The 21196-nt window shown below is 63.0% G+C and carries 22 protein-coding genes; 13 read left to right on the top strand and 9 right to left on the bottom strand.

Annotated elements, in window-relative coordinates; all coding sequences use genetic code 11:
- Positions 1–36: 36 nt before the first annotated feature.
- From WDS16_RS12830 to secA, 3 genes are all read left to right on the top strand, one after another.
- The gene (locus tag WDS16_RS12830) at positions 37–747 is read left to right on the top strand and encodes a ComF family protein (RefSeq protein ID WP_338893010.1); all 711 of its coding nucleotides are present in this window, start codon (positions 37–39) and stop codon (positions 745–747) included.
- 231 nt (positions 748–978) lie between these two features.
- Complete coding sequence (gene hpf / locus WDS16_RS12825; protein ID WP_338893009.1) at positions 979–1647, top strand: ribosome hibernation-promoting factor, HPF/YfiA family; 669 nt, start codon at positions 979–981, stop codon at positions 1645–1647.
- 278 nt (positions 1648–1925) lie between these two features.
- A complete protein-coding gene (secA, locus tag WDS16_RS12820; RefSeq protein ID WP_338893007.1) occupies positions 1926–4835 on the top strand; it encodes a preprotein translocase subunit SecA in 2910 nt (969 codons plus the stop codon).
- Between the two features lie 6 nt (positions 4836–4841).
- On the opposite strand, the gene WDS16_RS12815 is transcribed toward secA, so the two are convergent.
- Positions 4842–5474 (bottom strand): Rv3235 family protein, encoded by a 633-nt coding sequence (locus WDS16_RS12815; protein WP_338893005.1) that lies wholly within the window; start codon positions 5472–5474, stop codon positions 4842–4844.
- A gap of 211 nt (positions 5475–5685) precedes the next feature.
- On the opposite strand from WDS16_RS12815, the gene WDS16_RS12810 reads away from it, so the two are divergent.
- The 5 genes from WDS16_RS12810 to WDS16_RS12790 all read left to right on the top strand — a co-directional run bounded on the left by WDS16_RS12810 (position 5686) and on the right by WDS16_RS12790 (position 11704).
- Positions 5686–7158, top strand: coding sequence for a wax ester/triacylglycerol synthase family O-acyltransferase (locus WDS16_RS12810; RefSeq protein WP_338893004.1), 1473 nt, complete (start codon positions 5686–5688; stop codon positions 7156–7158).
- A gap of 7 nt (positions 7159–7165) precedes the next feature.
- Positions 7166–7687, top strand: coding sequence for a DUF6912 family protein (locus WDS16_RS12805; RefSeq protein WP_422395791.1), 522 nt, complete (start codon positions 7166–7168; stop codon positions 7685–7687).
- Between the two features lie 114 nt (positions 7688–7801).
- Entirely contained in the window at positions 7802–8917 is a 1116-nt protein-coding gene (locus tag WDS16_RS12800; RefSeq protein ID WP_338893002.1) for a ferredoxin reductase, read from the top strand.
- Positions 8918–9082: 165 nt separating this feature from the next.
- Positions 9083–10384 carry an acyl-CoA desaturase gene (locus WDS16_RS12795; RefSeq protein WP_338893001.1) on the top strand — a complete coding sequence of 434 codons (1302 nt, stop codon included), beginning with the start codon at positions 9083–9085 and terminating at the stop codon, positions 10382–10384.
- A gap of 93 nt (positions 10385–10477) precedes the next feature.
- Positions 10478–11704 carry a fatty acid desaturase gene (locus tag WDS16_RS12790; RefSeq protein WP_338893000.1) on the top strand — a complete coding sequence of 409 codons (1227 nt, stop codon included), beginning with the start codon at positions 10478–10480 and terminating at the stop codon, positions 11702–11704.
- A gap of 24 nt (positions 11705–11728) precedes the next feature.
- Here the strand turns inward: WDS16_RS12790 and rsgA are convergent, their stop codons facing one another.
- From rsgA to ybaK, 3 genes are read right to left on the bottom strand one after another with little or no spacing between them, the layout of a single operon-like run.
- Positions 11729–12763: a ribosome small subunit-dependent GTPase A gene (gene rsgA / locus WDS16_RS12785; protein WP_422395790.1), complete on the bottom strand. Its 1035-nt coding sequence runs from the start codon at positions 12761–12763 to the stop codon at positions 11729–11731.
- Positions 12712–14013 carry a 3-phosphoshikimate 1-carboxyvinyltransferase gene (gene aroA / locus WDS16_RS12780; RefSeq protein ID WP_338892998.1) on the bottom strand — a complete coding sequence of 434 codons (1302 nt, stop codon included), beginning with the start codon at positions 14011–14013 and terminating at the stop codon, positions 12712–12714. The genes rsgA and aroA overlap by 52 nt, the downstream gene beginning before the upstream one ends.
- A gap of 24 nt (positions 14014–14037) precedes the next feature.
- Complete coding sequence (gene ybaK / locus WDS16_RS12775) at positions 14038–14532, bottom strand: Cys-tRNA(Pro) deacylase (RefSeq protein WP_338892997.1); 495 nt, start codon at positions 14530–14532, stop codon at positions 14038–14040.
- 161 nt (positions 14533–14693) lie between these two features.
- Between ybaK and WDS16_RS12770 the strand changes: the two genes are divergently transcribed.
- Both WDS16_RS12770 and rsrA read left to right on the top strand, forming a co-directional pair.
- The gene (locus tag WDS16_RS12770; protein ID WP_422395828.1) at positions 14694–15446 is read left to right on the top strand and encodes a sigma-70 family RNA polymerase sigma factor; all 753 of its coding nucleotides are present in this window, start codon (positions 14694–14696) and stop codon (positions 15444–15446) included.
- 29 nt (positions 15447–15475) lie between these two features.
- Complete coding sequence (gene rsrA / locus WDS16_RS12765; protein WP_338893413.1) at positions 15476–15748, top strand: mycothiol system anti-sigma-R factor; 273 nt, start codon at positions 15476–15478, stop codon at positions 15746–15748.
- A gap of 78 nt (positions 15749–15826) precedes the next feature.
- Here rsrA and WDS16_RS28235 read toward each other — a convergent pair whose 3' ends face one another.
- The gene (locus WDS16_RS28235; RefSeq protein ID WP_099052202.1) at positions 15827–15901 is read right to left on the bottom strand and encodes a 50S ribosomal protein bL37; all 75 of its coding nucleotides are present in this window, start codon (positions 15899–15901) and stop codon (positions 15827–15829) included.
- A 109-nt stretch (positions 15902–16010) separates the two neighbouring features.
- Here WDS16_RS28235 and WDS16_RS12760 point away from each other — a divergent pair, with 109 nt between their 5' ends.
- On the top strand, positions 16011–16226 hold the full coding sequence (locus tag WDS16_RS12760; RefSeq protein WP_068369052.1) for a biotin/lipoyl-binding carrier protein: 216 nt from the start codon (positions 16011–16013) through the stop codon (positions 16224–16226).
- 12 nt (positions 16227–16238) lie between these two features.
- On the top strand, positions 16239–17756 hold the full coding sequence (locus tag WDS16_RS12755; protein ID WP_338892994.1) for a sensor histidine kinase: 1518 nt from the start codon (positions 16239–16241) through the stop codon (positions 17754–17756).
- Positions 17757–17858: 102 nt separating this feature from the next.
- Here the strand turns inward: WDS16_RS12755 and WDS16_RS12750 are convergent, their stop codons facing one another.
- Positions 17859–18113: a WhiB family transcriptional regulator gene (locus tag WDS16_RS12750; RefSeq protein WP_084346872.1), complete on the bottom strand. Its 255-nt coding sequence runs from the start codon at positions 18111–18113 to the stop codon at positions 17859–17861.
- A 318-nt stretch (positions 18114–18431) separates the two neighbouring features.
- Entirely contained in the window at positions 18432–19388 is a 957-nt protein-coding gene (locus tag WDS16_RS12745) for a diacylglycerol/lipid kinase family protein (RefSeq protein ID WP_338892993.1), read from the bottom strand.
- Positions 19389–19466: 78 nt separating this feature from the next.
- Here WDS16_RS12745 and WDS16_RS12740 point away from each other — a divergent pair, with 78 nt between their 5' ends.
- Positions 19467–19895, top strand: coding sequence for a hypothetical protein (locus WDS16_RS12740; protein WP_338892992.1), 429 nt, complete (start codon positions 19467–19469; stop codon positions 19893–19895).
- Here WDS16_RS12740 and WDS16_RS12735 read toward each other — a convergent pair.
- Together WDS16_RS12735 and WDS16_RS12730 are read right to left on the bottom strand one after the other, a co-directional pair.
- The gene (locus WDS16_RS12735) at positions 19892–20377 is read right to left on the bottom strand and encodes a GNAT family N-acetyltransferase (RefSeq protein ID WP_338892991.1); all 486 of its coding nucleotides are present in this window, start codon (positions 20375–20377) and stop codon (positions 19892–19894) included. The two genes, WDS16_RS12740 and WDS16_RS12735, sit on opposite strands and share 4 nt — an antisense overlap.
- A complete protein-coding gene (locus WDS16_RS12730; protein WP_338892990.1) occupies positions 20374–21027 on the bottom strand; it encodes an acid phosphatase in 654 nt (217 codons plus the stop codon). Before WDS16_RS12730 ends, WDS16_RS12735 begins: the two co-directional genes overlap by 4 nt.
- Between the last annotated feature and the right edge of the window lie 169 nt (positions 21028–21196).

Below are 21196 nucleotides of genomic sequence, written 5' to 3'. Positions count from 1 at the left end.
TGTTCGTGTCGGACCTGTGATCGATACTTCCTGACCATGGCTGGTCTGCTGGCGGGGATATTGGACCTCGCGTTGCCGCGGGAGTGCGGCGGCTGCGACGTTCCGGGCACGTCGTGGTGTGCCCGCTGCGACGACGAACTCGGCCGTGACCCGACGTCGCTGCGTCCGCGGGTGGATCCAGGGGTCCCCTGCTGGGCCCTCGGGCCGTACTCGGGGCCGCGTCGAGGTGCGGTCCTCGCGCTCAAGGAGCGCAATCGCCATGACCTGGCGCGCCCGCTCGGTGTCGCACTTGCCGGCGCGATCCGCACTTTGCGCGTTCTCGGGCACATCGATCCACCGGAACTCGGGCGGCTCGTGCTGGTGCCTGCGCCCACCCGAGACCGTGCGGCTCGAAGCCGCGGGGGCGATCCGGTTCGACGATTCGCGTCGGCCGCCGCCGAGTCGCTGTGGCCGGAAACCGTGTCGGTACCGTCGGTGCTGCGGATGGGTAGGGGAGTGCGTGATTCCGTCGGGCTCGGGGCGGCGGCGCGCGCAGAAAACGTCGCCGGGCACATCGAGTTCCGGGGCCCTTCCCGTCGCCGGTGGCCGCCCCGCGAGAATGTCGGCGCGGTGTCGGCCGTGTCGGATCCCACGGTTCTGCTTGTGGACGACGTGTTGACCACTGGCGCTACTGCAAGCGAATCTGTCTGTGTGCTCGCCGAATTCGGGATTCGAGTGGACGGTGTCGTGGTGATCGCCGCGGTGTGACCGAGGGATCCGCGACGCGCAATGCTGCCAATTCGGTGTGAACAGTGGCAGACGAGCGGATGACAGACTAACGTCGCGAATACGACCGGTGCAGTAAGGATGTGACTGCCGCGGTGCGACTTCTCGTACGTGGAGGTGATGCGGCTGAACGTGATGCCGGTTGGTTCCCCACCTGGCATGAGCACTTGCCACGTCGCACCGGCGGCGTGGCCGATATCTCGGGAGGTACGCGTGACGACCCCTTCACAAGCTTCGGTTTTCTTCGACGACAAACCCTCGGACGAGTCCAGCGAGACCCACGCCGACGTAGTGGTCAAAGGCCGCAATGTCGAGATCCCAGACCATTTCCGGGTATACGTATCCGAGAAACTCGCCAGGCTCGAACGATTCGACCCTTCCATCTACCTGTTCGACGTCGAACTCCAGCATGAACGAAATCGCCGACAAGCCAAGGCATGTCAGCGCGTCGAGATCACGGCCAAAGGCAAAGGCCCGGTGGTTCGCGCCGAGGCCACTGCCGACAGCTTCTACGCGGCGCTCGAGTCCGTGACCTCCAAGTTGGAGAGCAGGCTGCGGCGAACCAAAGACAGGCGCAAAGTCCACTACGGCGAAAAGACGCCGGTGTCCGTCGCTGAGGCAACCGCAGAACTTGCCGAGGACGACAGTCTTGCGCTCGATCCCGACACGAAGCTCGACGCGTTCGAAGACGAACCGAAGGGCCCCGGCCAGATCGTCCGTACCAAGGTCCACTCCGGAGCGCCGATGAGCGTCGACGATGCCTTGTACGAGATGGAGCTCGTCGGCCACGATTTCTTCCTCTTCCACGACGCTGCCAGTGACCGACCGTCGGTCGTGTACCGGCGGCACGCGTTCGACTACGGACTGATCAGACTGACCTGACAGTCGTCGAACGTTCCGTCGGCCACAGACCGGCACCCCACATCGAAGCGGGCCCGACTTGGAAAACACCAGGTCGGGCCCGCCTTCGTGGCAGTGGAGCCTGCGATGCAACCCGCCAGTGACGTGGTGGGCTTACTACGCGTCGGGCAGCAACGCCTACCATGGACGCGTCGGGTCGGCTCCTGGCGCCATCGGCGTCAGGCGTTGCCCGGCGACCTGCTGTGAAAGTCAACTGTGACCTGTTTTCCGTAAACCGAGGATCGAGGACGAAAAAGCCCGTGCCTTCGCTGTCGTTTTCCAAGCTGCTCCGTGTTGGTGAAGGTCGCATGGTCAAGCGACTCAAGAACATCGCTGACCATGTGTCCACCCTGTCTCCGGACGTCGAGGGCTTGTCCGACGACGCGCTCCGAGCCAAGACCACAGAGTTCAAAGAGCGCTTCTCGAAAGGCGAGTCGCTCGACGATCTCCTGCCAGAGGCCTTCGCGGTTGCGCGAGAGGCGTCGTGGCGGGTTCTTTCGCAGCGGCACTTCGACGTGCAGGTCATGGGTGGAGCAGCACTGCACTTCGGCAATATCGCCGAGATGAAGACAGGTGAGGGCAAGACTCTCACCTGTGTGTTGCCCGCCTACCTCAACGCCCTGTCCGGCGGCGGTGTGCACGTGGTCACGGTCAACGACTATCTGGCCAAGCGCGACTCCGAGTGGATGGGACGCGTGCACCGGTTCCTCGGGCTCGAGGTCGATGTGATCCTCGCCGGATTGACGCCCGCCGAGCGACGCACCGCGTACTCGGCCGACATCACATACGGAACCAACAACGAGTTCGGTTTCGACTACCTCCGTGACAACATGACGCACTCGCTGGACGATCTCGTTCAGCGTGGCCACAATTTCGCTGTCGTCGACGAGGTCGACTCGATCCTCATCGACGAAGCCCGTACTCCACTCATCATTTCCGGGCCGGCCGACGCGTCGTCCAAGTGGTACGGAGAGTTCGCCCGCATCGTGCCGATGCTGAAGAACGACGTTCACTACGAGGTGGACATCCGGAAGCGAACCGTCGGCGTCCACGAAGCCGGCGTCGAGTTCGTCGAGGACCAACTGGGCATCGACAACCTGTACGAGGCCGCGAATTCACCGTTGGTCAATTACCTCAACAACGCCATCAAGGCGAAAGAGCTGTACACGAAGGACAAGGACTACATCGTTCGCGACGGTGAGGTCATCATCGTCGATGAGTTCACCGGACGCATCCTCGTCGGTCGTCGCTACAACGAGGGCATGCATCAGGCGATCGAGGCCAAGGAAAAGGTCGAGATCAAAGCCGAGAACCAGACGCTGGCGACGATCACGCTGCAGAACTACTTCCGGCTCTACGACAAGCTGTCCGGGATGACCGGTACGGCTCAGACCGAGGCTGCCGAACTTCACCAGATCTACGGATTGGGTGTCATCCCGATCCCGACCAATCGGCCGATGGTGCGGGTCGACAACGGTGACCTCATCTACAAGACCGAGGAAGCCAAGTTCGATGCCGTCGTCGACGACGTCGTGGAGCGGCACGGCAAGGGCCAGCCGGTCCTGATCGGTACCACCAGCGTCGAGCGTTCGGAGTACCTGTCCAAGCAGTTCACCAAGCGCGGTGTCGTGCACAGCGTGCTGAATGCGAAGTTCCACGAGCAGGAGGCGACGATCGTCGCCGAGGCGGGTCGTCTCGGTGCCGTGACGGTCGCGACCAACATGGCCGGCCGCGGTACCGACGTCGTGCTCGGTGGTAATCCCGATATCCTCACCGACCTCCAGCTTCGGAAGAAGGGCCTCGACCCGGTCGAGGCTCCCGAGGAATATCAGGCCGCCTGGGAGTCGACACTCGAGACAGTGAAGTCGCAAGTCAAGGCCGATGCCGAGACGGTGCGAGACGCGGGCGGGTTGTACGTGCTCGGCACGGAGCGACACGACTCACGGCGTATCGACAACCAGCTCCGAGGTCGTTCCGGTCGTCAGGGTGATCCGGGCGAGTCTCGTTTCTACCTGTCGCTGGGCGACGAGCTGATGCGTCGATTCAACGGTGGCGCGCTGGAGTCGATCATGACGCGGCTCAATCTGCCCGACGACGTGCCCATCGAAGCCAAGATGGTGTCCAAGGCGATCAAGAGCGCGCAGACGCAGGTCGAGCAGCAGAACTTCGAGATTCGTAAGAACGTCCTCAAGTACGACGAGGTGATGAATCAGCAGCGCACGGTCATCTACGAGGAGCGTCGTCGCATCCTCGAAGGGGCCGATATGGAGGGCCAGGTCGAGGGCATGATCACCGATGTGATCACCGCCTATGTCAACGGCGCCACCGCTGAGGGCTACGTCGAGGATTGGGATCTCGAGCAGTTGTGGACCGCGCTGAAGACGCTCTACCCGGTAGGTCTCGACCACAAGGAACTCTCGCACGAGAACGAGTTCGGCGAGAAGAGTGATCTCAGTCGTGAGGAACTCCTCGAAGCACTGCTGTCCGATGCTCGCGCCGCATATGCCAAGCGCGAGAAGGACATCGAGGAAGTAGCGGGTGACAACGGCATGCGCGAGCTCGAACGCCGTGTGTTGCTCTCGGTCCTCGATCGCAAGTGGCGCGAGCACCTGTACGAGATGGACTACCTGAAGGAGGGAATCGGCTTGCGCGCGATGGCGCAGCGCGACCCTCTGGTGGAGTACCAGCGTGAAGGGTACGACATGTTCCAGGGCATGTTGGAGGGACTGAAAGAAGAGTCCGTCGGATTCCTCTTCAACCTGCAGGTAGAGGCAACCCCCGCTCCTACCGGGCCAGCAGCGGGAGCGGGTCTCGCAGTTGCACCCGGGCTCGCTTCCCCCGTGGGGACACGGTCAGCCCAGCCTGCCGCAGCCCAGCCTGCAGCAACCCAGCCTTCCGCACCTCAGCCGGTACAGAAGCCTGTGCCGAAGCAGGAGGCACCGGCCCCTGTGCCGAGTGCACTCCGAGCCAAGGGGTTGGACGAGCGGACCGAGGAGCGTCTGACGTTCTCGGGGCCGGACGAGGACGGCGGCACCGCGGTACGGCGCAGCGGTGGTCGTCCATCGACCGGGAACGACGCGGGCCAGCAAGGGACACGCAGGGAACGCCGTGAAGCTGCTCGCGCCCAGACCAAGACCCCCAAGTCGTCACGGTCGAAGAAAAGGCGCTAGCGCTACTCACACCACCCGCAGGGACGTGACCGTCCAGGTCGTTCGTCTGGCGGCCGTTTGTCGAGCGGCCGTTCGTAGTTCGAGACGGGCGGCCACGGCGAACACCCGTTGGCCACGGTTGTAGGTGGCGAACACCTCGGCCGCGTTGGGTGCTGCTCTGCTCACATGCACTTGCCGAAGCGACGCTGTGCCGAGTCGTAGCCCCGGCGGCCGCGTGCGGACGATGGTCTTGACCGACTCGACGACGCCGGGGGTGAACAGCTTGTCCATGTGCTCGGCCGGTCGACGACGGTCGAGCACTTCCAGTAGAAGTCGGAAGGCCTGTTCCGCGCCTCGTCGAGCGTCGGCCAAGGGGAACTGCTCCGACGAGTCGCCGTTGCCTCCCGTCGGTCGGTGCCGGCTCGTGTCCGGGTGGTTGTGGGGCGTGTGGGAGTCGAGCGTGTGGGTGTCAGAGCCGGGATGAAGTCCGACGCTTCGCGGAAAGGGTCTACTGCGACGGTCGAGTCCTCCGGGCGGTGTGGACCGATTCGCCGGTCCGCACGCACGTGCTCGGTGGGCACAGTCGCTGTCGATCGGCGGTTCGAAGGACGGCGCGCGTGCGAGGAAGGCGTGTCGAACCGGTTCGTTGCCCGTATCCACCCGTTCCTCCTCGATCTCGTGCTTGGGTCTCGGCGCGCAGACCGAGCCTCTTTGGAAATAAGACGGTGCCGAGCGTCGCGCGGTTCCATCGGATCCACCTCGAATGGCTGTAGCGTTTCGGTTCGTCTAGGTTCGAAGGGACGACGGGTGGTCTCGGGCCGAGGCACTTCGAACAGGTGTGGCTAGGAAGAGCGGGGAACCGGTACACGCGATGGCGAACAGGCTGACAACGCAGGATGCGTCGTTCTACTTTCTCGAGGCCAGCAGTACGCCGATGCATCTCGGATCCTTGGCGGTCTTCCGTACTCCCCGCAATGGCTTCAGCTACGAAAGTCTGCTGTCGCTCGTCGAGCAACGACTCGTACTGGTTCCGCGATACCGCCAGAAGGTTCGCGAACTGGCGTTCGGGCTCGCGCGTCCAGTGTGGGTCGACGACTCGGACTTCGACATCACGTACCACATCAGGAGATCTGCCCTCCCGAAGCCAGGCTCGGACGAGCAACTCCACGACCTCGTCGCTCGCCTCACGTCGAGGCCGTTGGATCGAACCCGTCCGCTGTGGGAGATGTATCTCGTCGAGGGCCTGAGCAAGAATCGATTCGCGATCTTCACCAAATCGCATTCTGCACTCGTCGACGGCGAGAAGTCGTTGGAGATCGGTCAGGTGATCCTCGACGCAAGCAAGAGCCCGCCGGCGATGGCCGAGGAACTCTGGATGCCCGCGCGCGAGCCGAAGGAATCGGCTCTCGTGTTCGACGCGATCACGGAATTGATCGCGTCTCCGAGCGAGGGGCTCGAGGTTCTGCGCGGGGCCGCGAAGGGCGCTGCGGGCATAGCCGGGGGCGCACTCGGCGCGGCGGGCAAGGTGCTCTCCGCGGTGCGCACAGCCGCGCAGGTGGCACCGGCGAGCCCATTGAACGCGCCGATTTCGAGAAATCGACGCTTCGCCGTAGCCAAGACCGAACTGGCCGACTACCGCAAGATCCACACCCGATTCGAGTGCTCGATCAACGACGTGGTTCTCGCCGTGGTGACCGGTGCCCTCAGGAACTGGTTGTTGTCGCGAGGCGAGCCGGTGACCGCGTCGTCGACGGTTCGCGCGATGGTGCCCATGTCGGTGTACGTGTCCGACCAGCGGGCCGGGTACGACGAGTACACCGACAGGATCACGGGAGACCACGAGACCGGCGCGGAACAGGACACGGATGGTTCGCAGGCAAGCGAAGTCTCGTCGTTCCTCATCGACTTGCCCGTCGGGGAGCTCAATGCGGTGGTGCGGTTGTCGCACATCGCCCATGCAACCGAGGCGCACGCGAAACAGTCTCCGGGTGTCACCGCACACACTCTGATGCGGATTTCGGGTTTCGCGCCTGCGAGCCTGCATGCGATGGGTGCGCGGGCCGGGAGCAGGCTCTCGCAACGATTGTTCAACCTGATAATCACCAACGCGCCCGGCCCGCAGTTTCCGCTGTATGTCGGCGGCGCACGTATGTTGGAGATGTTTCCCGTGTCGCCGCTCTTCGAGAATCAGGCTCTCAGCATCGGTCTGACGTCCTACGACGGTTTCGTGTGCTTCGGTCTCAACGCCGATCGCGGTGCGATGCCTGATGTCGACGTCATCACTGCCTTGTTGTTCGAGGCACTCGAGGAGCTCGTCGACGCCAGCAATGATTCGAGAGTATGAGGTACCAGTGAGGGTGTATGTTCCGGCGACGGTCGCCATGTTGCGGACGTTGGTTGCCGATGGTGAATTTCACCCGGTCAGCCGAACAGCTTTCGCCGTCACGCCCACTCTGCGCGAGTCCTACTCGTCGGGAGACGACGAGGAACTCGCAGAGGTCGCGATGAACGAGGCGTCCAGAGCCTCGCTGCGGCTGGTGGCCGCGGGGCTGGAGGACGAGCAGGACGGGGTCGTCGACGGAGCTGTCGTGTTCCGCCGTGCGGTGATCGCGGCCGACGTCGAGGATCCGACACTGCGGCCCGATCTCGACGATGCCGTGGTGCGGCTGAAAAATCCGTTGCTCATGAGCGAGGTCGCGTCCGTGCACGTCGATCTCGAGGGTGCGGAATCGGCGGTCGAGAAGGCCGTCGCGGTGGTCGACGCGGCGGATATGGGCGATCCCGACGCAGAGTTCGTGCTGGGGGACGCGGAGGATCACAGTCTTGCGTGGTACGCCACGCAGGAACTACCGTTCCTGCTCGAGTTCTTGTAGTCCGTCGAACCACCCGGTAACCTACGGTAGCGTAACCTTGAGTTCGGGCCTGATTGCAGGAGGTCCGACGAGTCGAATGTCGGTGTGTCTCGAGCGAGGGGTATGAACTTTCCGATGGATCTCAAGAGGTGGTTGGAGGCCCCGGCCGCGAACGTATCCGCGCCCAAGCGTCCCAGGCTGAACATGTTGCGTGGTGCGATCACCAGAATCACCACGCCGCTACTTCCCGACGACTATCTGCATCTAGCCAATCCTCTGTGGTCAGCGCGCGAGTTGCGAGGCCGCGTTGTCGACGTGAAGAAGGAGACCGCGACCGCGGTGACCCTGGTGATACAGCCGGGGTGGGGTTTCAACTTCGACTACCAGCCGGGTCAGTACATCGGAATCGGTCTGCATCTCGGTGGCCGCTGGCACTGGCGTTCCTACTCCCTGACGTCGGCACCGAACTGGGACGAGAAGCTGATCTCCATCACCGTCAAGGCGATGCCGGAGGGTTTCCTGTCCAGCCACCTGGTCGGCGGAGTTCCCCAGGGCACTATCGTCCGGCTTGCTGCGCCGAAGGGTAACTTCGCGCTTCCCACGCCGCCGCCGGAGAAAATTCTCTTCATCACCGCGGGCAGCGGAATCACTCCCATCATCTCGATGTTGCGCACGCTGGATCGGCACGGCGACATGCCCGATACGGTGCACATCCACTCGGCTCCGACCGAGGACGAACTCATGTTCGGCGACGAACTGACCGCCATCGCCGAAGGGCATCCACAGTTCACGTCCCATGTTCAGTTGACTCGATCGGACGGCAAGTTCGCCTTGGCGTCACTCGACAAGTTCTATCCCGATTGGCGAGAGCGAGAGACGTGGGCCTGCGGCCCGTCTGCACTGCTCGAGGAGATCGAACGGGTATGGAAGCACGAGGGCATCGACGACAAATTGCACCTCGAACGATTCGAGATCGCTCGCGCGGATACGTCCGGTAAGGGCGGAAAGGTGACGTTCTCGAAATCGGATCGGTCGGTGGACGTGGACGGCGCCACCAGCCTGCTGGAAGCGGGTGAAAACCTCGGCGTCCAGATGCCCTTCGGATGTCGAATGGGAATTTGCCAGACATGTGTAGTACCGCTGACTGCGGGGCATGTTATCGATCTACGATCCGGCAAGGAACACGGCGAAGGCGATCGTATTCAGACGTGCATATCGGCCGCGGCCGGCGATTGCACTCTGGAGTTGTAGCGGCCCGGGGCGGGTATAACTGCTCGGACTGGAGCGGATCGAACCGCGGTTCGCGCACGGAGTGGACACACACGAACTTCTATGAAAGTTCGGTTACCCTTGGCAATGGCGGATTGTCGCGAATAAGTACGTCGGGCTGGCGCCCATGACTTTCGGAGGACCACGATGGCCATCACGGACATCAAGGAATTCGCTCACTTGACCGAAGAGGACATGGAAGCCTTCGGTCGTGAACTAGATGCGGTCCGCCGCGACATCGAGGACTCGCGCGGCGAGAAGGATGCCGCGTACATCAGGCGGACCATCAGGCTGCAAAGGTGTCTCGAGCTCGGTGGGCGAATCGTGTTGCTGGGCAGCAAGTACCGGCCGGCGTGGCTCGCAGGTACGGCTCTGTTGAGTGTTGCGAAGATCATCGAGAACATGGAGCTCGGGCACAATGTGATGCACGGGCAGTGGGACTGGATGAACGACCCGGAAATCCACTCGGTGTCCTGGGAGTGGGATCAGACCGGGCCGTCCGAACAGTGGAAGCGCGCCCACAACTATTCGCATCACACCTACACAAACATCGTCGGCATGGACGACGACATCGGTTTCGGCATCCTGCGAATGACGCGCGACGAGCCATGGAAGCCGATCAATCTCATTCAGCCGCTCGCCAATGTGTTGCTGGCCGCCACGTTCGAGTGGGGCATCGCACTCCACGACCTCGATTCCCAGAAAGAGTTGGACGGGGAACAGCAGAAGCGTTTTTGGGATTCGCCGTCCAACCGGGCTTTCGTGCGCAAGATCGGCCGTCAGGTCGGCAAGGACTTCGTTCTGTTTCCGGCGCTCACCGGCCCGGCTTGGAAGAGCACGCTGACCGCGAATGCGACCGCCAATCTGGTTCGCAACCTGTGGGCGTACGCCGTCATCTTCTGCGGACACTTCCCGGACGGCGCCGAGAAGTTCACGATGGGCCAGTTCGAAACCGAGACCCGCGCCGAGTGGTACCTGCGGCAGATGCTGGGCAGTGCCAATTTCGAGGCCGGCAAAGTCATGGCGTTCATGAGTGGCAACTTGTGCTACCAGATCGAGCATCACATGTTCCCGGATCTCCCCAGCAACCGCTATCAGGAGATCTCCGAGAAGGTTCACGCTCTGTGCGAGAAGTACGACCTTCCGTACACGACCGGTTCGCTCGGGAAGCAGTATCTGCTTGCGTTGCGGACTATCCACAAGCTGTCGCTTCCGGACAGTTGGCTGCGGGCGACGAGTGACGATGCGCCCGAGACGAGCTCGGAGCGAAAGTTCCGTACAGGGGACGCGCCGGTCGTTCATGCTCTCCGTATCGATCCGTTGACGGGCAAGCGGCGCGGGCTTCGTTCGGCAATCGCGGAGGCGCGGGTGTCGCTGCGTAACGCGAAGAAGGAAGCCAAGCGCCAGGCGAGGGCGCAGAGGGACAGAGTGAAGTCGCTCACAGCCTAGAAGTCGTAACCTACGCGACCGTAGGTTACGGTACAGTAGGGATGGAACGTGCACGACGTGCATCACCGTCGACTGCCAGGAGGGCCGTAACCCGTGGCGATATCGGACATCAAGGAATACGCACATCTGACCGACGCAGACGTCGAGGCGCTCGGCGTAGAGCTGGACGCCATTCGCCGTGACATCGAAGCTTCGCGTGGCGAGCGTGACGCTCGCTACGTCCGCAACACGATCAGGTTGCAGCGATCACTCGAAATCGGCGGGCGCGCAGTACTGTTCGCGAGCCGCAAGCGTCCAGCGTGGCTGCTCGGTACCGGCATGCTCGGTGTTGCGAAGATCATCGAGAACATGGAGCTCGGGCACAATGTGATGCACGGGCAGTGGGACTGGATGAACGATCCGGAGATTCACTCCACGTCGTGGGAGTGGGACAACACCGGTCCGTCGGCGCACTGGAAACAGACGCACAACTACATTCACCACAAGTACACGAACGTGCTCGGCATGGACGACGATGTCGGCTACGGGCTGCTTCGCGTCACACGTGACCAGCGTTGGAAGCCGTTCAACCTCGGCAACCCGGTGTACAACCTGCTGCTTCAGCTGTTCTTCGAATACGGCGTGGCGCTGCAGCACCTCGAGCTGGGCAAGGTGGCCAAGGGCCGAGTGCCGCGCGACGAGTTCGAGCAGAAGCGGCGCGAGGTCCTCGAGAAGGTCGGCAAGCAGATCGCCAAGGACTATGTCCTTCATCCGCTGATCACCGGTCCCGCATGGAAGAGCACGCTGACGGCGAACATCGCGGCCAACATGATCAGGAACGTCTGGACCAACACCGTGATCTTCTGCGGTCACTTCCCGGACGGCGCCGAGAAGTTCACGAAGTCCGACATGGAAGGCGAGACGCAGGGGGAGTGGTACCTGCGGCAGATGCTCGGTAGCGCCAACTTCGAGGCCGGACCGGTCATGGAATTCATGAGCGGCAACCTTTGCTACCAGATCGAGCATCATCTGTTCCCGGACCTGCCGAGTAATCGGTTGCGGGAGATCAAGTTCCGCGTTCTCGAGCTCGCGGAGAAGTACGACTTGCCGTACACCACCGGGTCGATCGGCAAGCAGTACCTGTTGTCGTGGCGGACGATCGCGAAGCTGTCGTTGCCCAACAAGTACCTCAAGGCAACTGCGGACGATGCGCCCGAAACGGCGTCGGAGCGCAAGTTCACCGGCGCAACAGGTGGGCTGCTGACTGTAGATCCGGCCACCGGAAAGCGTCGCGGCCTTCGCACCGCCATTCGCGAGTCGAAGCAGAAGAAGAGGAAGTAGACCGCGCCGACGACGCCTGTGCACCTACCAGGCGTCGTTGGTTCGCACTGCCTCGAGCAGGAGCCGCACCGCAGCAACCCGGCGCGCCGCGTCGCCGGTGAGCTGGTCGAGCGCGCATTCGGGATCGGCGGGAGGCCCGAGGTGCGTGCAGCCTCGCGAGCAGTTCTCGATGGCGTCGGCAAGGTCGGAGAAGGCCGCTACGACGTCTTGCGGTGAAATGTGTGCAAGTCCGAACGAGCGAATTCCCGGCGTATCGACCACCCAACCCCCGCCGGGCAGGGGTAGCGCCACTGATTGCGTCGAGGTGTGGCGTCCCTTGCCCACGCCGGAGACGACGCCCGTGGCTCGGTGCGCGTCGGGCACCAGCCTGTTGACGAGAGTCGACTTTCCGACGCCGGAGTGCCCGATCAGGGCGGTCACGGTGTTGGTCAGTGTCGCGGTCAGCTCGGTGAGATCCTCGCTCTGTCCCGCGAGGACCACAGGGACGTCCAGGTCGGCGAATGCCGCGGTGAATTCCGACGGATCCTTCAGGTCGCTCTTGGTAAGGCAGAGAATAGGTTTCAGGCCACCGACGAACGCTGCGACCAATGCACGCTCGACGAAACCTGTCCTGGGCGGGGGATCCGCCAGGGCCGCGACGATGAGAAGTTGCTCGGCGTTGGCAACGACCACTCGCTCGTACGGATCGGTGTCGTCGGCGGTGCGGCGCAACACCGTACGGCGTTCGGACACGCGGACGATTCTGGCAAGGGTATCGACTTTGCCGGAGAGGTCGCCGACGATGTCGACGTCGTCGCCGACGACTATGGGGGTGCGGCCGAGTTCACGAGCTCTCATGGTGACGACCGGACGCTCGGGGTCACCGCCGAGCACACAGCCCCAGCGTCCACGGTCGACCGACACCACCATGCCGGACTCGGCATCGGCATGATCGGGCCGCGTCTTGGTTCGAGGTCGCGAACTCTTGCCCGGACGGATCCGGACATCCGACTCATCGTAGCGGCGTGTCAGGACGATGACCCTTCGTGGGCCGGCGAACCTGCGAGCATGTCGGCCCACAGGAGCTCGAATCCGGGCAGGGTCTTCGAGGTCGTACCGATGTCGTCGACGTGAACTCCTGGAACCGCGAGTCCGACAATTGCACCGGCAGTAGCCATTCGGTGATCCGCATAGGCGTGCCAGACGCCGCCGTTCAAGGCGGCCGGAGTGATGTCGAGTCCGTCGTCGGTCTCGATGGCGTTCCCCCCGAGACGGCCGATCTCGGTGACCAAGGCTGCCAGGCGATCGGTTTCGTGACCGCGTAGGTGCGCGATTCCGCGCAAGTGCGACGGACTGTCGGCGAGCGCAGCAAGTGCGGCGACGGTGGGGGTCAGTTCACCCACGTCGTGCAGATCGATATCGATTCCGCGCAGGGCCTTCGGTCCACGAACGACGAGTATGCCCCCGTCGAGTTCCACTGTGGCGCCCATCGTCGCCAAGATGTGGCGTATTGCGTCTCCAGGCTGTGTCGTCGACGACGGCCAGTTCGGTACCCGGACTTCTCCACCGGTGACGGCTGCAGCGGCCAGGAACGGCGTTGCATTGGACAGATCGGGTTCGATCACCCAATCGACGGCGTCGACCGGGCCGGGATGCACTCGCCAGGTGTCGGCGTCGCCGCTGTCTGCTGGAGTATCGACGAGGACGCCTGCATGACGCAGCATCTCGACGGTCATTTGGATGTGCGGCATGGAAGGAACGGGCTTGCCGACGTGGTGAATTGTAATGCCCTCGTCGAAGCGTGCGGCCGAGAGCATCAGTCCGGACACGAACTGGGACGAACCCGACGCATCGATGTCGACGGTACCGCCGCGTAGGCGTCCAGTGCCCGTCACCGTGAACGGGAGCGCATCGCCGTCGACGTCGGCGCCGAGAGCGCGCAAGGCGCTCAGGATGGTGTCCAGGGGGCGCGTTCGGGCCTGTTCGTCACCGTCGAAGGACACGGTTCCGGTGGCGAGGGCAGCGAGTGGAGGTAGAAACCGCATTACGGTGCCGGCCAGGCCGCAATCGACGGCACCGCCTCGAACGATGCCGGGGTGCACGGTCAGCGATGTCGGATCATCCGAGTCGATATCGATGCCGGTTCCGATCTCGCGCAGTGCCGAGATCATCAAATCGGTGTCACGGCTGCGTAGCGTCCCCGCCACGGTCGATCGACCGGACGCGAGGGCCGAAATGATCAGGGCTCGGTTCGTGATGGACTTGGATCCAGGCAGGGTGACCGTCGCGTGGACGGGGGACGAGGACGTCGGTGCGGGCCAGGTACTCACAGCACTATCCTTGCGTATCGGCGATCAGCGTGTTGCGACGGGAGCCGTCACGGCACGGGCGAGTCGAACGAGATCACGGGGATCGAGTTCGATTTCCAGTCCGCGCCGTCCGCCGCTGCACAGCACTCGGTCCCACTGCAACGCCGACTCGTCGACCACGGTGGCGAGTGATCGCTTCTGCCCCAGCGGCGAGATCCCACCGAGAACGTACCCGGTCGTTCGCTCGGCCTCGAGGCGGTCGGCCATTGAGATCTTCCTGGTGCCGAGCGCGGACGCTGCCTTCTTGGGTGACAACGTCGTGGTTACGGGCAGGACTGCAACTGCAAGCGAGTTGTCGGCGCACTTGATCACGAGTGTTTTCAGAATTTGGTCGGGCACGACGCCGAGACGGACGGAGAGTGCATCAGCGGCTTCGGTGCCGAACGACTCCGACCGGGGATCGTGATCGTAGGAATGCACACGATGGCCCACTTTGTGCCCGATCAGCAGAGCGATCGCGGGTGTCGATGCTCCGGACATAGAGGCCACAGTAGCGAGGGCGATGCCACGAAATCACTCGAGCCCAGGAACACACGGCGCGCGAACTCGGGAACACCCAGCGCGATTGCGGTGTTCGATACAGGTACATGACATGTGGAAGGAAGGGATCGGCTGTGCCAGTCGCGACGACCGAGCGGACGATGATCGAACGGGTGCGTCCTGTCGAGTCGAGCGCGATCTACGTGAAGGACCTCTCTGTGCCCGCGGTAACCTGGTCGAACAGGGCTACCGAAGGGATCAGCGTGGAGGAAGTCGAGCGCCCAGCTCAGACGTCGGACGAGTCGGCAGCGGAGTCGTCGGCGGATCTGACCGAGCGTTTCGAGCGCGACGCGCTCCCGATGCTCGACCAGCTCTACGGCGCCGCATTGCGGATGACCCGAAATCCGGCAGATGCCGAGGATCTCGTTCAAGAGACCTACATCAAGGCGTATTCAGCGTTCCGATCCTTCCGCGAGGGAACGAACCTGAAGGCGTGGCTCTACCGCATCCTGACGAACACCTACATCAACTCGTACCGGAAGAAGCAGCGCCAACCTGCGCAGTACCCGACGGAAGAGATCACCGACTGGCAGCTCGCTGCTACAGCCGAACACACCTCGACGGGTTTGCGGTCCGCCGAGGTGGAAGCACTCGACTCGCTGCCGGACGACGACATCAAGGCCGCGTTGCAATCGTTGCCGGAAGAATTCCGCATGGCGGTGTATTACGCCGATGTCGAGGGCTTCCCGTACAAGGAGATCGCCGAGATCATGGGCACACCGATCGGTACCGTGATGTCGCGGCTGCACCGCGGGCGCAAGCAGTTGAGGGGCCTGCTGTCGGACGTGGCGCGTGAACGTGGATTCAATCGCAACGGTGCGGTGGATGCGCACGAGCAGGAGGTCTCACAGTGACATCGGATGGATATGAAAATTCGGATGCTGTGAGTCAGCAGTTCGAACGCCTCGACTGCTCGGCGGTCATCGCGGACGTCTGGCTGATGCTGGACAACGAGTGCGACGAAGGAAGCCGAGCTCGGCTACAGCGCCACATAGACGAATGCGGTTCCTGCTTCGCCGCCTACGGTATCGAGGAGAAGGTCAAGAGTCTCATCAGCCGTAAGTGCGGAGGCGATCAGGCACCCGCAGGATTACGTGAGCGGCTCAGTATCGAGATCAGGCGTACGGTGCTCATCAGGCAGACCGAGAACGACTGAGTCGAACGAGGACGCCTAGAGCATCAGGAAGGCCGGGAAGCAGTGCTTCCCGGCCTTCGCTGTGTCCAGCGGCAATCGTCAGCTGTTCGGACGTTTGCCGTGATTGGCCTTGTTGTTCTTGCGACTGCGCTTCTTGCGCCCACGCTTACCCATGATGAGTTCCTCTCTACTTGTTCACTACAGTCTTTCACGTGTGACCGGCTGTGCCCTCACGGGTGTCGGAACCAGCTGTGAAACAGCGAAGTGGACGAGAGGAATTGTCATGGCCGAGGACGTACGCGCGGAGATGGTATCGACCGTGTTCCAGATCGTGGTCACCGAAGGAGACACCGTCGCGGTAGGGGACACCCTTGTCGTTCTGGAGTCCATGAAAATGGAGATCCCGGTCCTGGCCGAGACGGCAGGAACAGTCAGCAAGATCGATGTGAACGTCGGCGACGTCATCCAGCAGGGCGATCTCATCGCCGTCGTGTCGTAGTCGTCGGCTGTCGTGTCGACACTCAGTGACCTTCTCGCCGAACACACCGACCTGTCCGGTGAGGCAGTCGATCACTTGCAGCGAGTGGTCGGGGAGTGGCAACTGTTGGCCGACCTGTCGTTCGCGGACCTTCTGCTGTGGGTCGGAACCGACGACGTCGAGGGCAGCCCTGATGCGAAGGTTCTGTGCGTCGCACAGTGCAGACCGACCACGGCGCCGACGGTATTCACCCAGGACATGGTCGGTGCTGTCGTGTCCGAGGCTCAGCACCCGAACGTCATCGATTCGCTGATCACGCGCCAGATCGTCGGCGGCGACGGTGCCGACACGGAAAGCGTTCCGGTTCGGTGCGGAGAGCACGTCATCGGCGTTCTCACCCGTGACGCCAATCCGACTCGCCAGCGGCCGCCGAGCGCGCTCGAGATCGCCTATCGCGATTGCGCCGACGATCTGTCCCGGATGATCAGCGAGGGCACGTTTCCGACGCCCGACGAACGAACCGACATCAATTCTTCACCTCGCGCGGGCGACGGCTTCATTCGTCTCGATACCGAGGGCAGAGTTGTCTACGCCAGCCCGAACGCTTTGTCGGCCTATCACCGAATGGGATTGGCCACCGAGCTGTCCGGGCGCGATCTGGCCTCGGTGACGCGGTCGCTCATCACCGATCCGTTCGATTCTCAAGAGATTGCAGACCATATTCGTGCCTCGCTGTCCGGCAGTGAAGGACACCGCATGGAGGCCGACGCTCGGGGCGCGACGGTGCTGATCCGAACGCTCTCGCTCCGGCCGGCCGGGCGGTCGGTGGGCGCGATCGTGCTCGTTCGCGACGTCACGGAGGTCAAACGTCGTGATCGCGCCTTGTTGAGCAAGGATGCGACCATTCGTGAGATTCACCATCGTGTGAAGAACAACCTACAAACGGTAGCGGCACTCCTGCGACTGCAGTCGAGGCGGTTGGAGAACGCCGAGGCCCGTGTTGCTCTCTCCGAGTCGGTGCGCCGAGTGACCTCCATCGCGCTCGTTCACGAGATGCTGTCGATGTCCGTCGACGAGGAAATCGATCTCGACGAGATCGTCGATCGCCTGGTCCCGATCATGCTCGATATCGCCACGGTCAATCCGCGCGTGCGAGTGGTACGCGAGGGCAAGCTCGGCGTCTTCTCTGCCGAGCGCGCGACCCCGCTCGTCATGGTGTTGACCGAACTCGTACAGAACGCCATGGAACACGGCTTCGACGCGGGGTCTGCGGGGGTCGTGCGGATCTCCGCGGATCGATCGGCACGGTGGTTGGACGTCGTCATTCACGACGACGGTCGCGGTCTACCGTCCGGGTTCTCGCTGGAGAAGTCGGAGGGGCTGGGACTGCAAATTGTGCGGACGCTCGTCTCCGTCGAATTGAACGGTTCGCTAGGACTTCATCCAGCAGCGGGGGGCGGCACGGATGCATCGCTTCGGGTTCCACTCGGTCGCAAGAACGTCGCGTCTGTGTACTCCGCTGTCACGCCGTCGTCACATCGAAAGGGGTAGGGGCAGCAAAGAACCCGGCCCCCGAGAGGCGGCCGGGCTCTGTTGCTTGTTGGGCTTCGCGTCCGAACCTGCAGGGGTTCGTTTCACGGTCGCCGGATGTGGCTAGACGGAGCTCCGTGCTCGCGTACGTGCATTGCGACGCTTGAGCGCGCGGCGCTCGTCTTCACTCATTCCGCCCCACACGCCGGCATCTTGGCCGGACTCGAGTGCCCACGACAGGCACTCAGCGGTTACAGGGCACCGCGTGCAGACGACCTTGGCATCGGCGATCTGCGCAAGCGCCGGGCCGCTGTTCCCCACTGGGAAGAAAAGCTCCGGGTCTTCGTCGCGACAGATCGCGTTGTGGCGCCAGTCCATCCTCTGCTCCTTACCGGGCGCCATAGGCGCCGTTTCGTTTTCTGTACTTACCTTTGTCAGCTGATGTTCACTCGTGCGTATCCAATGTTTCCGCACTGTTGCTTGTGAATGCTTTCACGAACTTAGGGGAAGTCAAGAGATAGCCGTGTGTCCGTGGTCAAGCTCACTCTGTTAGGCTGGCTTAACCGTCCTGCGCTCCTTTGTACCCGTTCGATCGGGATCTCGCAGAGGTTTTTCCAGCAAACGCGCGGTGAGCAGGTGTGCGGCGTCCATTTCGCCCTGATTTTTTCAGTTGCGGAACTGCTAGTTCGGGCAGCGTCAGTCGGCTTGGGGAGCGATGACTTCCAGCGCGGCCGGAGTGGCGAAGAAGTCCGCCTCGGTTCGCAGTCCGAGATAGTCCCCGTCCATCTGAAGTCCGATCGGCTCGCTGGCTGTGATCCGAATGTGCGGAACGTCATCCACCCGAAAAAGCTTGCGAGACTTAGGTTCCGATCCTTGCGACAACAGCTGACGGGACACCCTCAGGCTCGGAAGGACTCGGGTCGTGGACATGGCGAACAGGCCGAGTCCGGTATCGAACGAGGTCCCTGGATTGGTATGAACCGGACGTTCGTTGAGGTAGGTCCAAGGACTCGAGTTGGAAACGAAAGCGTAATGAATGCCCGTTATCTGATCGTGATCGGGAATCTCGACGGTCAGTTTCGGATCGTGGCGTTTGTTCCGAAAGAACGCGGTTATGGCCGCGCGCACATAGCGGGTCGCAGAAACCGGACCCCCGTCCTTTCGGCCTGCGTCGATCGCCTGGCACACATCCGCATCGAGACCGAGGCCCGCGTTGAACGTGAACCATCGGTTGTCGCAGTGGCCGAGCCCGATCGTTCTTCTCGAACGCGCGGCGAGTAGGTCGATCAATTGGTTGGTCGCCGCCACCGGGTCGGGGTGAATGCCGAGCGATCGGGCGAACACGTTTGCACTGCCTCCGGGTACTACCGCCAGAGCAGGGATGGCGCCGATCGTGACTGCGCGCATCGAGGTCGGTAGTGGCACCCCTAGAAGGCCGTTGATCACCTCGTTGACGGTGCCGTCACCACCGTGGACGATCACCAACCCGACGCCGTCCTCGCGGGCCTGCTGCGCCAACTCGGCGGCGTGATCTCGATGAGTCGTGTGGGCGACCGTGACCCGCACCCGACTGGACAGAGCGTGCGCCAACAGGTCCCGAGCAGCTGGGGTCGTCGACGTCGCATTCGGGTTGACGATCAGGAGCGCGCGCACGGAATACGAGCCTAGTGGGTCGATTCGCGTGCTCCTGTCCTGACCTGCCCTGTGGTGCCGGTGTTCTAGGCTGACCGGGTGTCGACGCCACTTCTGCCCAAGGTGCCACCTCCGACGTTCCGGGCCGCCGGTGTACTCGTGGCGCTCGAAGGTGCTGTTGCGCTGGCCGCGTCCGTCGTCCTCCTGGTGCGCGCCGTCGGGGGTGTCGAGGACGAGGTAGCCAACGGCTACGGAACCGCGGGGTGGTTCGCAGTCGTGGGAGCCGTCGTCGGCGCCGCCGGGGTTGCGCTAGTACTGGGCAAACGCTGGGGGCGGGCGATCGCGCTCGTCGTGCAGCTGCTGCTGTTGCCGGTCGTGTGGTCCTTGCTCACCGATTCGCACCAGCCGCTCTACGGAGTACTGCTCGGAACGGGCGTGATTGCGATTCTCGTCCTTCTCTTCAGTCCACCGTCGTCGAGATGGATGGCCGCCGAATACGCCCACGTCGACGAGGACGAGTCGTCCTAGTCGGTAGGGGCGGTGCGGGCGGCCAAAGCGGCAAGCGCCTCCCCGGTCATCCGGAACGTTGTCCATTCATCCTGAGCCACAGCCCCGAGTGACTCGTAGAAGCCGATAGACGGCGCGTTCCAGTCGAGCACCCACCAACTCAGCCGGGTGTACCCGTTTCTCGTGCACTCCGCGGCCAATGCGGCCAGGAGCTCGGTGCCGAGTCCCGAGCCGCGAAATGCAGGCCGTACGAAGAGATCTTCGAGGTAGATCCCGTTGACTCCGTCCCAGGTGGAGAAGTTCAAGAACCACAGTGCAACGCCGACGACGGCACCGTCGACTTCTGCGACGTGCGCGAATACGGATGGGTGCGTCCCGAACAGAGCCGCGTGCACTTGTTCGGGACGCACGGAGCACTGGTCGAGCGACTTCTCGTAGTCTGCGAGCTCGTAGATCAGTCCGGTGATCGCCGATACGTCATCCGCCGTTGCCCGTCTGATCATCGGGCGGGCTCCCGGTCGCGTCCGGTACGTACCGAAGGGTGGATGTTGTGGACCACGAGCTGTCGATACGAGTGTTCGAAGCCGAGAACCGAGTATGCGGCGGGGGACATCGCGAACCGCTTTCCCTCCGACACCGGTAGTTCCAACCACCGTGTCAGCAATGCTCGCGAGAAGTGTCCGTGGCCGACGAGGACGACATCTCGCTCGCTCAGTGCGGGAAGGACAACGGACAGGACGAGATCGGCGCGCGCGCTGATCTCGTCGATCGACTCGCCGCCTGGGCATGGGTGTGTCCATACCGTCCAGTGCGGCACGGTCTGCTGTATTTCGCGAGACGTCAGACCCTCGTAATCGCCGTAATCCCATTCGGTGAGGGCATCCCATTCGCGGTCGACGTCGAGGCCCGCCAGGTGAGCTGTTCGAGTCGCACGCGATCGGGGACTGCTGATGACGAGTGGCGTCCGCAGTTCCAGCTCGCCGACGAGCAGACCCGCTGCGGCTGCTTGTTTTTCGCCGACCGCGGTCAGCGGCACGTCCGTGGTGCCGGTGTGACGTCCGGTCGTAGCCCATTCGGTCTGTCCGTGACGCAGTAGCACGACACGTCCAGGAGCGCCGGACGACTCGGCGGGTTCTGGGGGAGTTGTGTTCATGTTCGACAATGATGCCGTGTCGGGTCACCGATGCCGTGTCGGGTGTCACAGCGAACAGGACAGATAGGTGCGCTAAATGGATTGAGCAGTGCGGCCTGGGAAGGAATACTGTGTCGAGTCGTCGGCCGCTCGGTGCTGCAGCAATCCTGCTCGCCACAACACCTCGCCA

This window comes from Rhodococcus sovatensis (assembly GCF_037327425.1).
In the GTDB taxonomy this organism is placed as follows: domain Bacteria; phylum Actinomycetota; class Actinomycetes; order Mycobacteriales; family Mycobacteriaceae; genus Rhodococcoides; species Rhodococcoides sovatense.
This window is presented reverse-complemented; position numbering and strand designations above follow the sequence as displayed.

What these genes read in the sequence shown, in the direction of transcription:
- WDS16_RS12830 (WP_338893010.1), top strand. Translation starts at nt 37, where the DNA reads ATGGCTGGTCTGCTGGCGGGGATATTGGACCTCGCGTTGCCGCGGGAG.
- WDS16_RS12810 (WP_338893004.1), top strand. Translation starts at nt 5,686, where the DNA reads ATGGCGAACAGGCTGACAACGCAGGATGCGTCGTTCTACTTTCTCGAG.
- WDS16_RS12800 (WP_338893002.1), top strand. Translation starts at nt 7,802, where the DNA reads ATGGATCTCAAGAGGTGGTTGGAGGCCCCGGCCGCGAACGTATCCGCG.
- WDS16_RS12795 (WP_338893001.1), top strand. Translation starts at nt 9,083, where the DNA reads ATGGCCATCACGGACATCAAGGAATTCGCTCACTTGACCGAAGAGGAC.
- ybaK (WP_338892997.1), bottom strand. Translation starts at nt 14,532, where the DNA reads ATGTCCGGAGCATCGACACCCGCGATCGCTCTGCTGATCGGGCACAAA.
- WDS16_RS12770 (WP_422395828.1), top strand. Translation starts at nt 14,694, where the DNA reads ATGATCGAACGGGTGCGTCCTGTCGAGTCGAGCGCGATCTACGTGAAG.
- WDS16_RS12760 (WP_068369052.1), top strand. Translation starts at nt 16,011, where the DNA reads ATGGCCGAGGACGTACGCGCGGAGATGGTATCGACCGTGTTCCAGATC.
- WDS16_RS12750 (WP_084346872.1), bottom strand. Translation starts at nt 18,113, where the DNA reads ATGGACTGGCGCCACAACGCGATCTGTCGCGACGAAGACCCGGAGCTT.
- WDS16_RS12735 (WP_338892991.1), bottom strand. Translation starts at nt 20,377, where the DNA reads ATGATCAGACGGGCAACGGCGGATGACGTATCGGCGATCACCGGACTG.
- WDS16_RS12730 (WP_338892990.1), bottom strand. Translation starts at nt 21,027, where the DNA reads ATGAACACAACTCCCCCAGAACCCGCCGAGTCGTCCGGCGCTCCTGGA.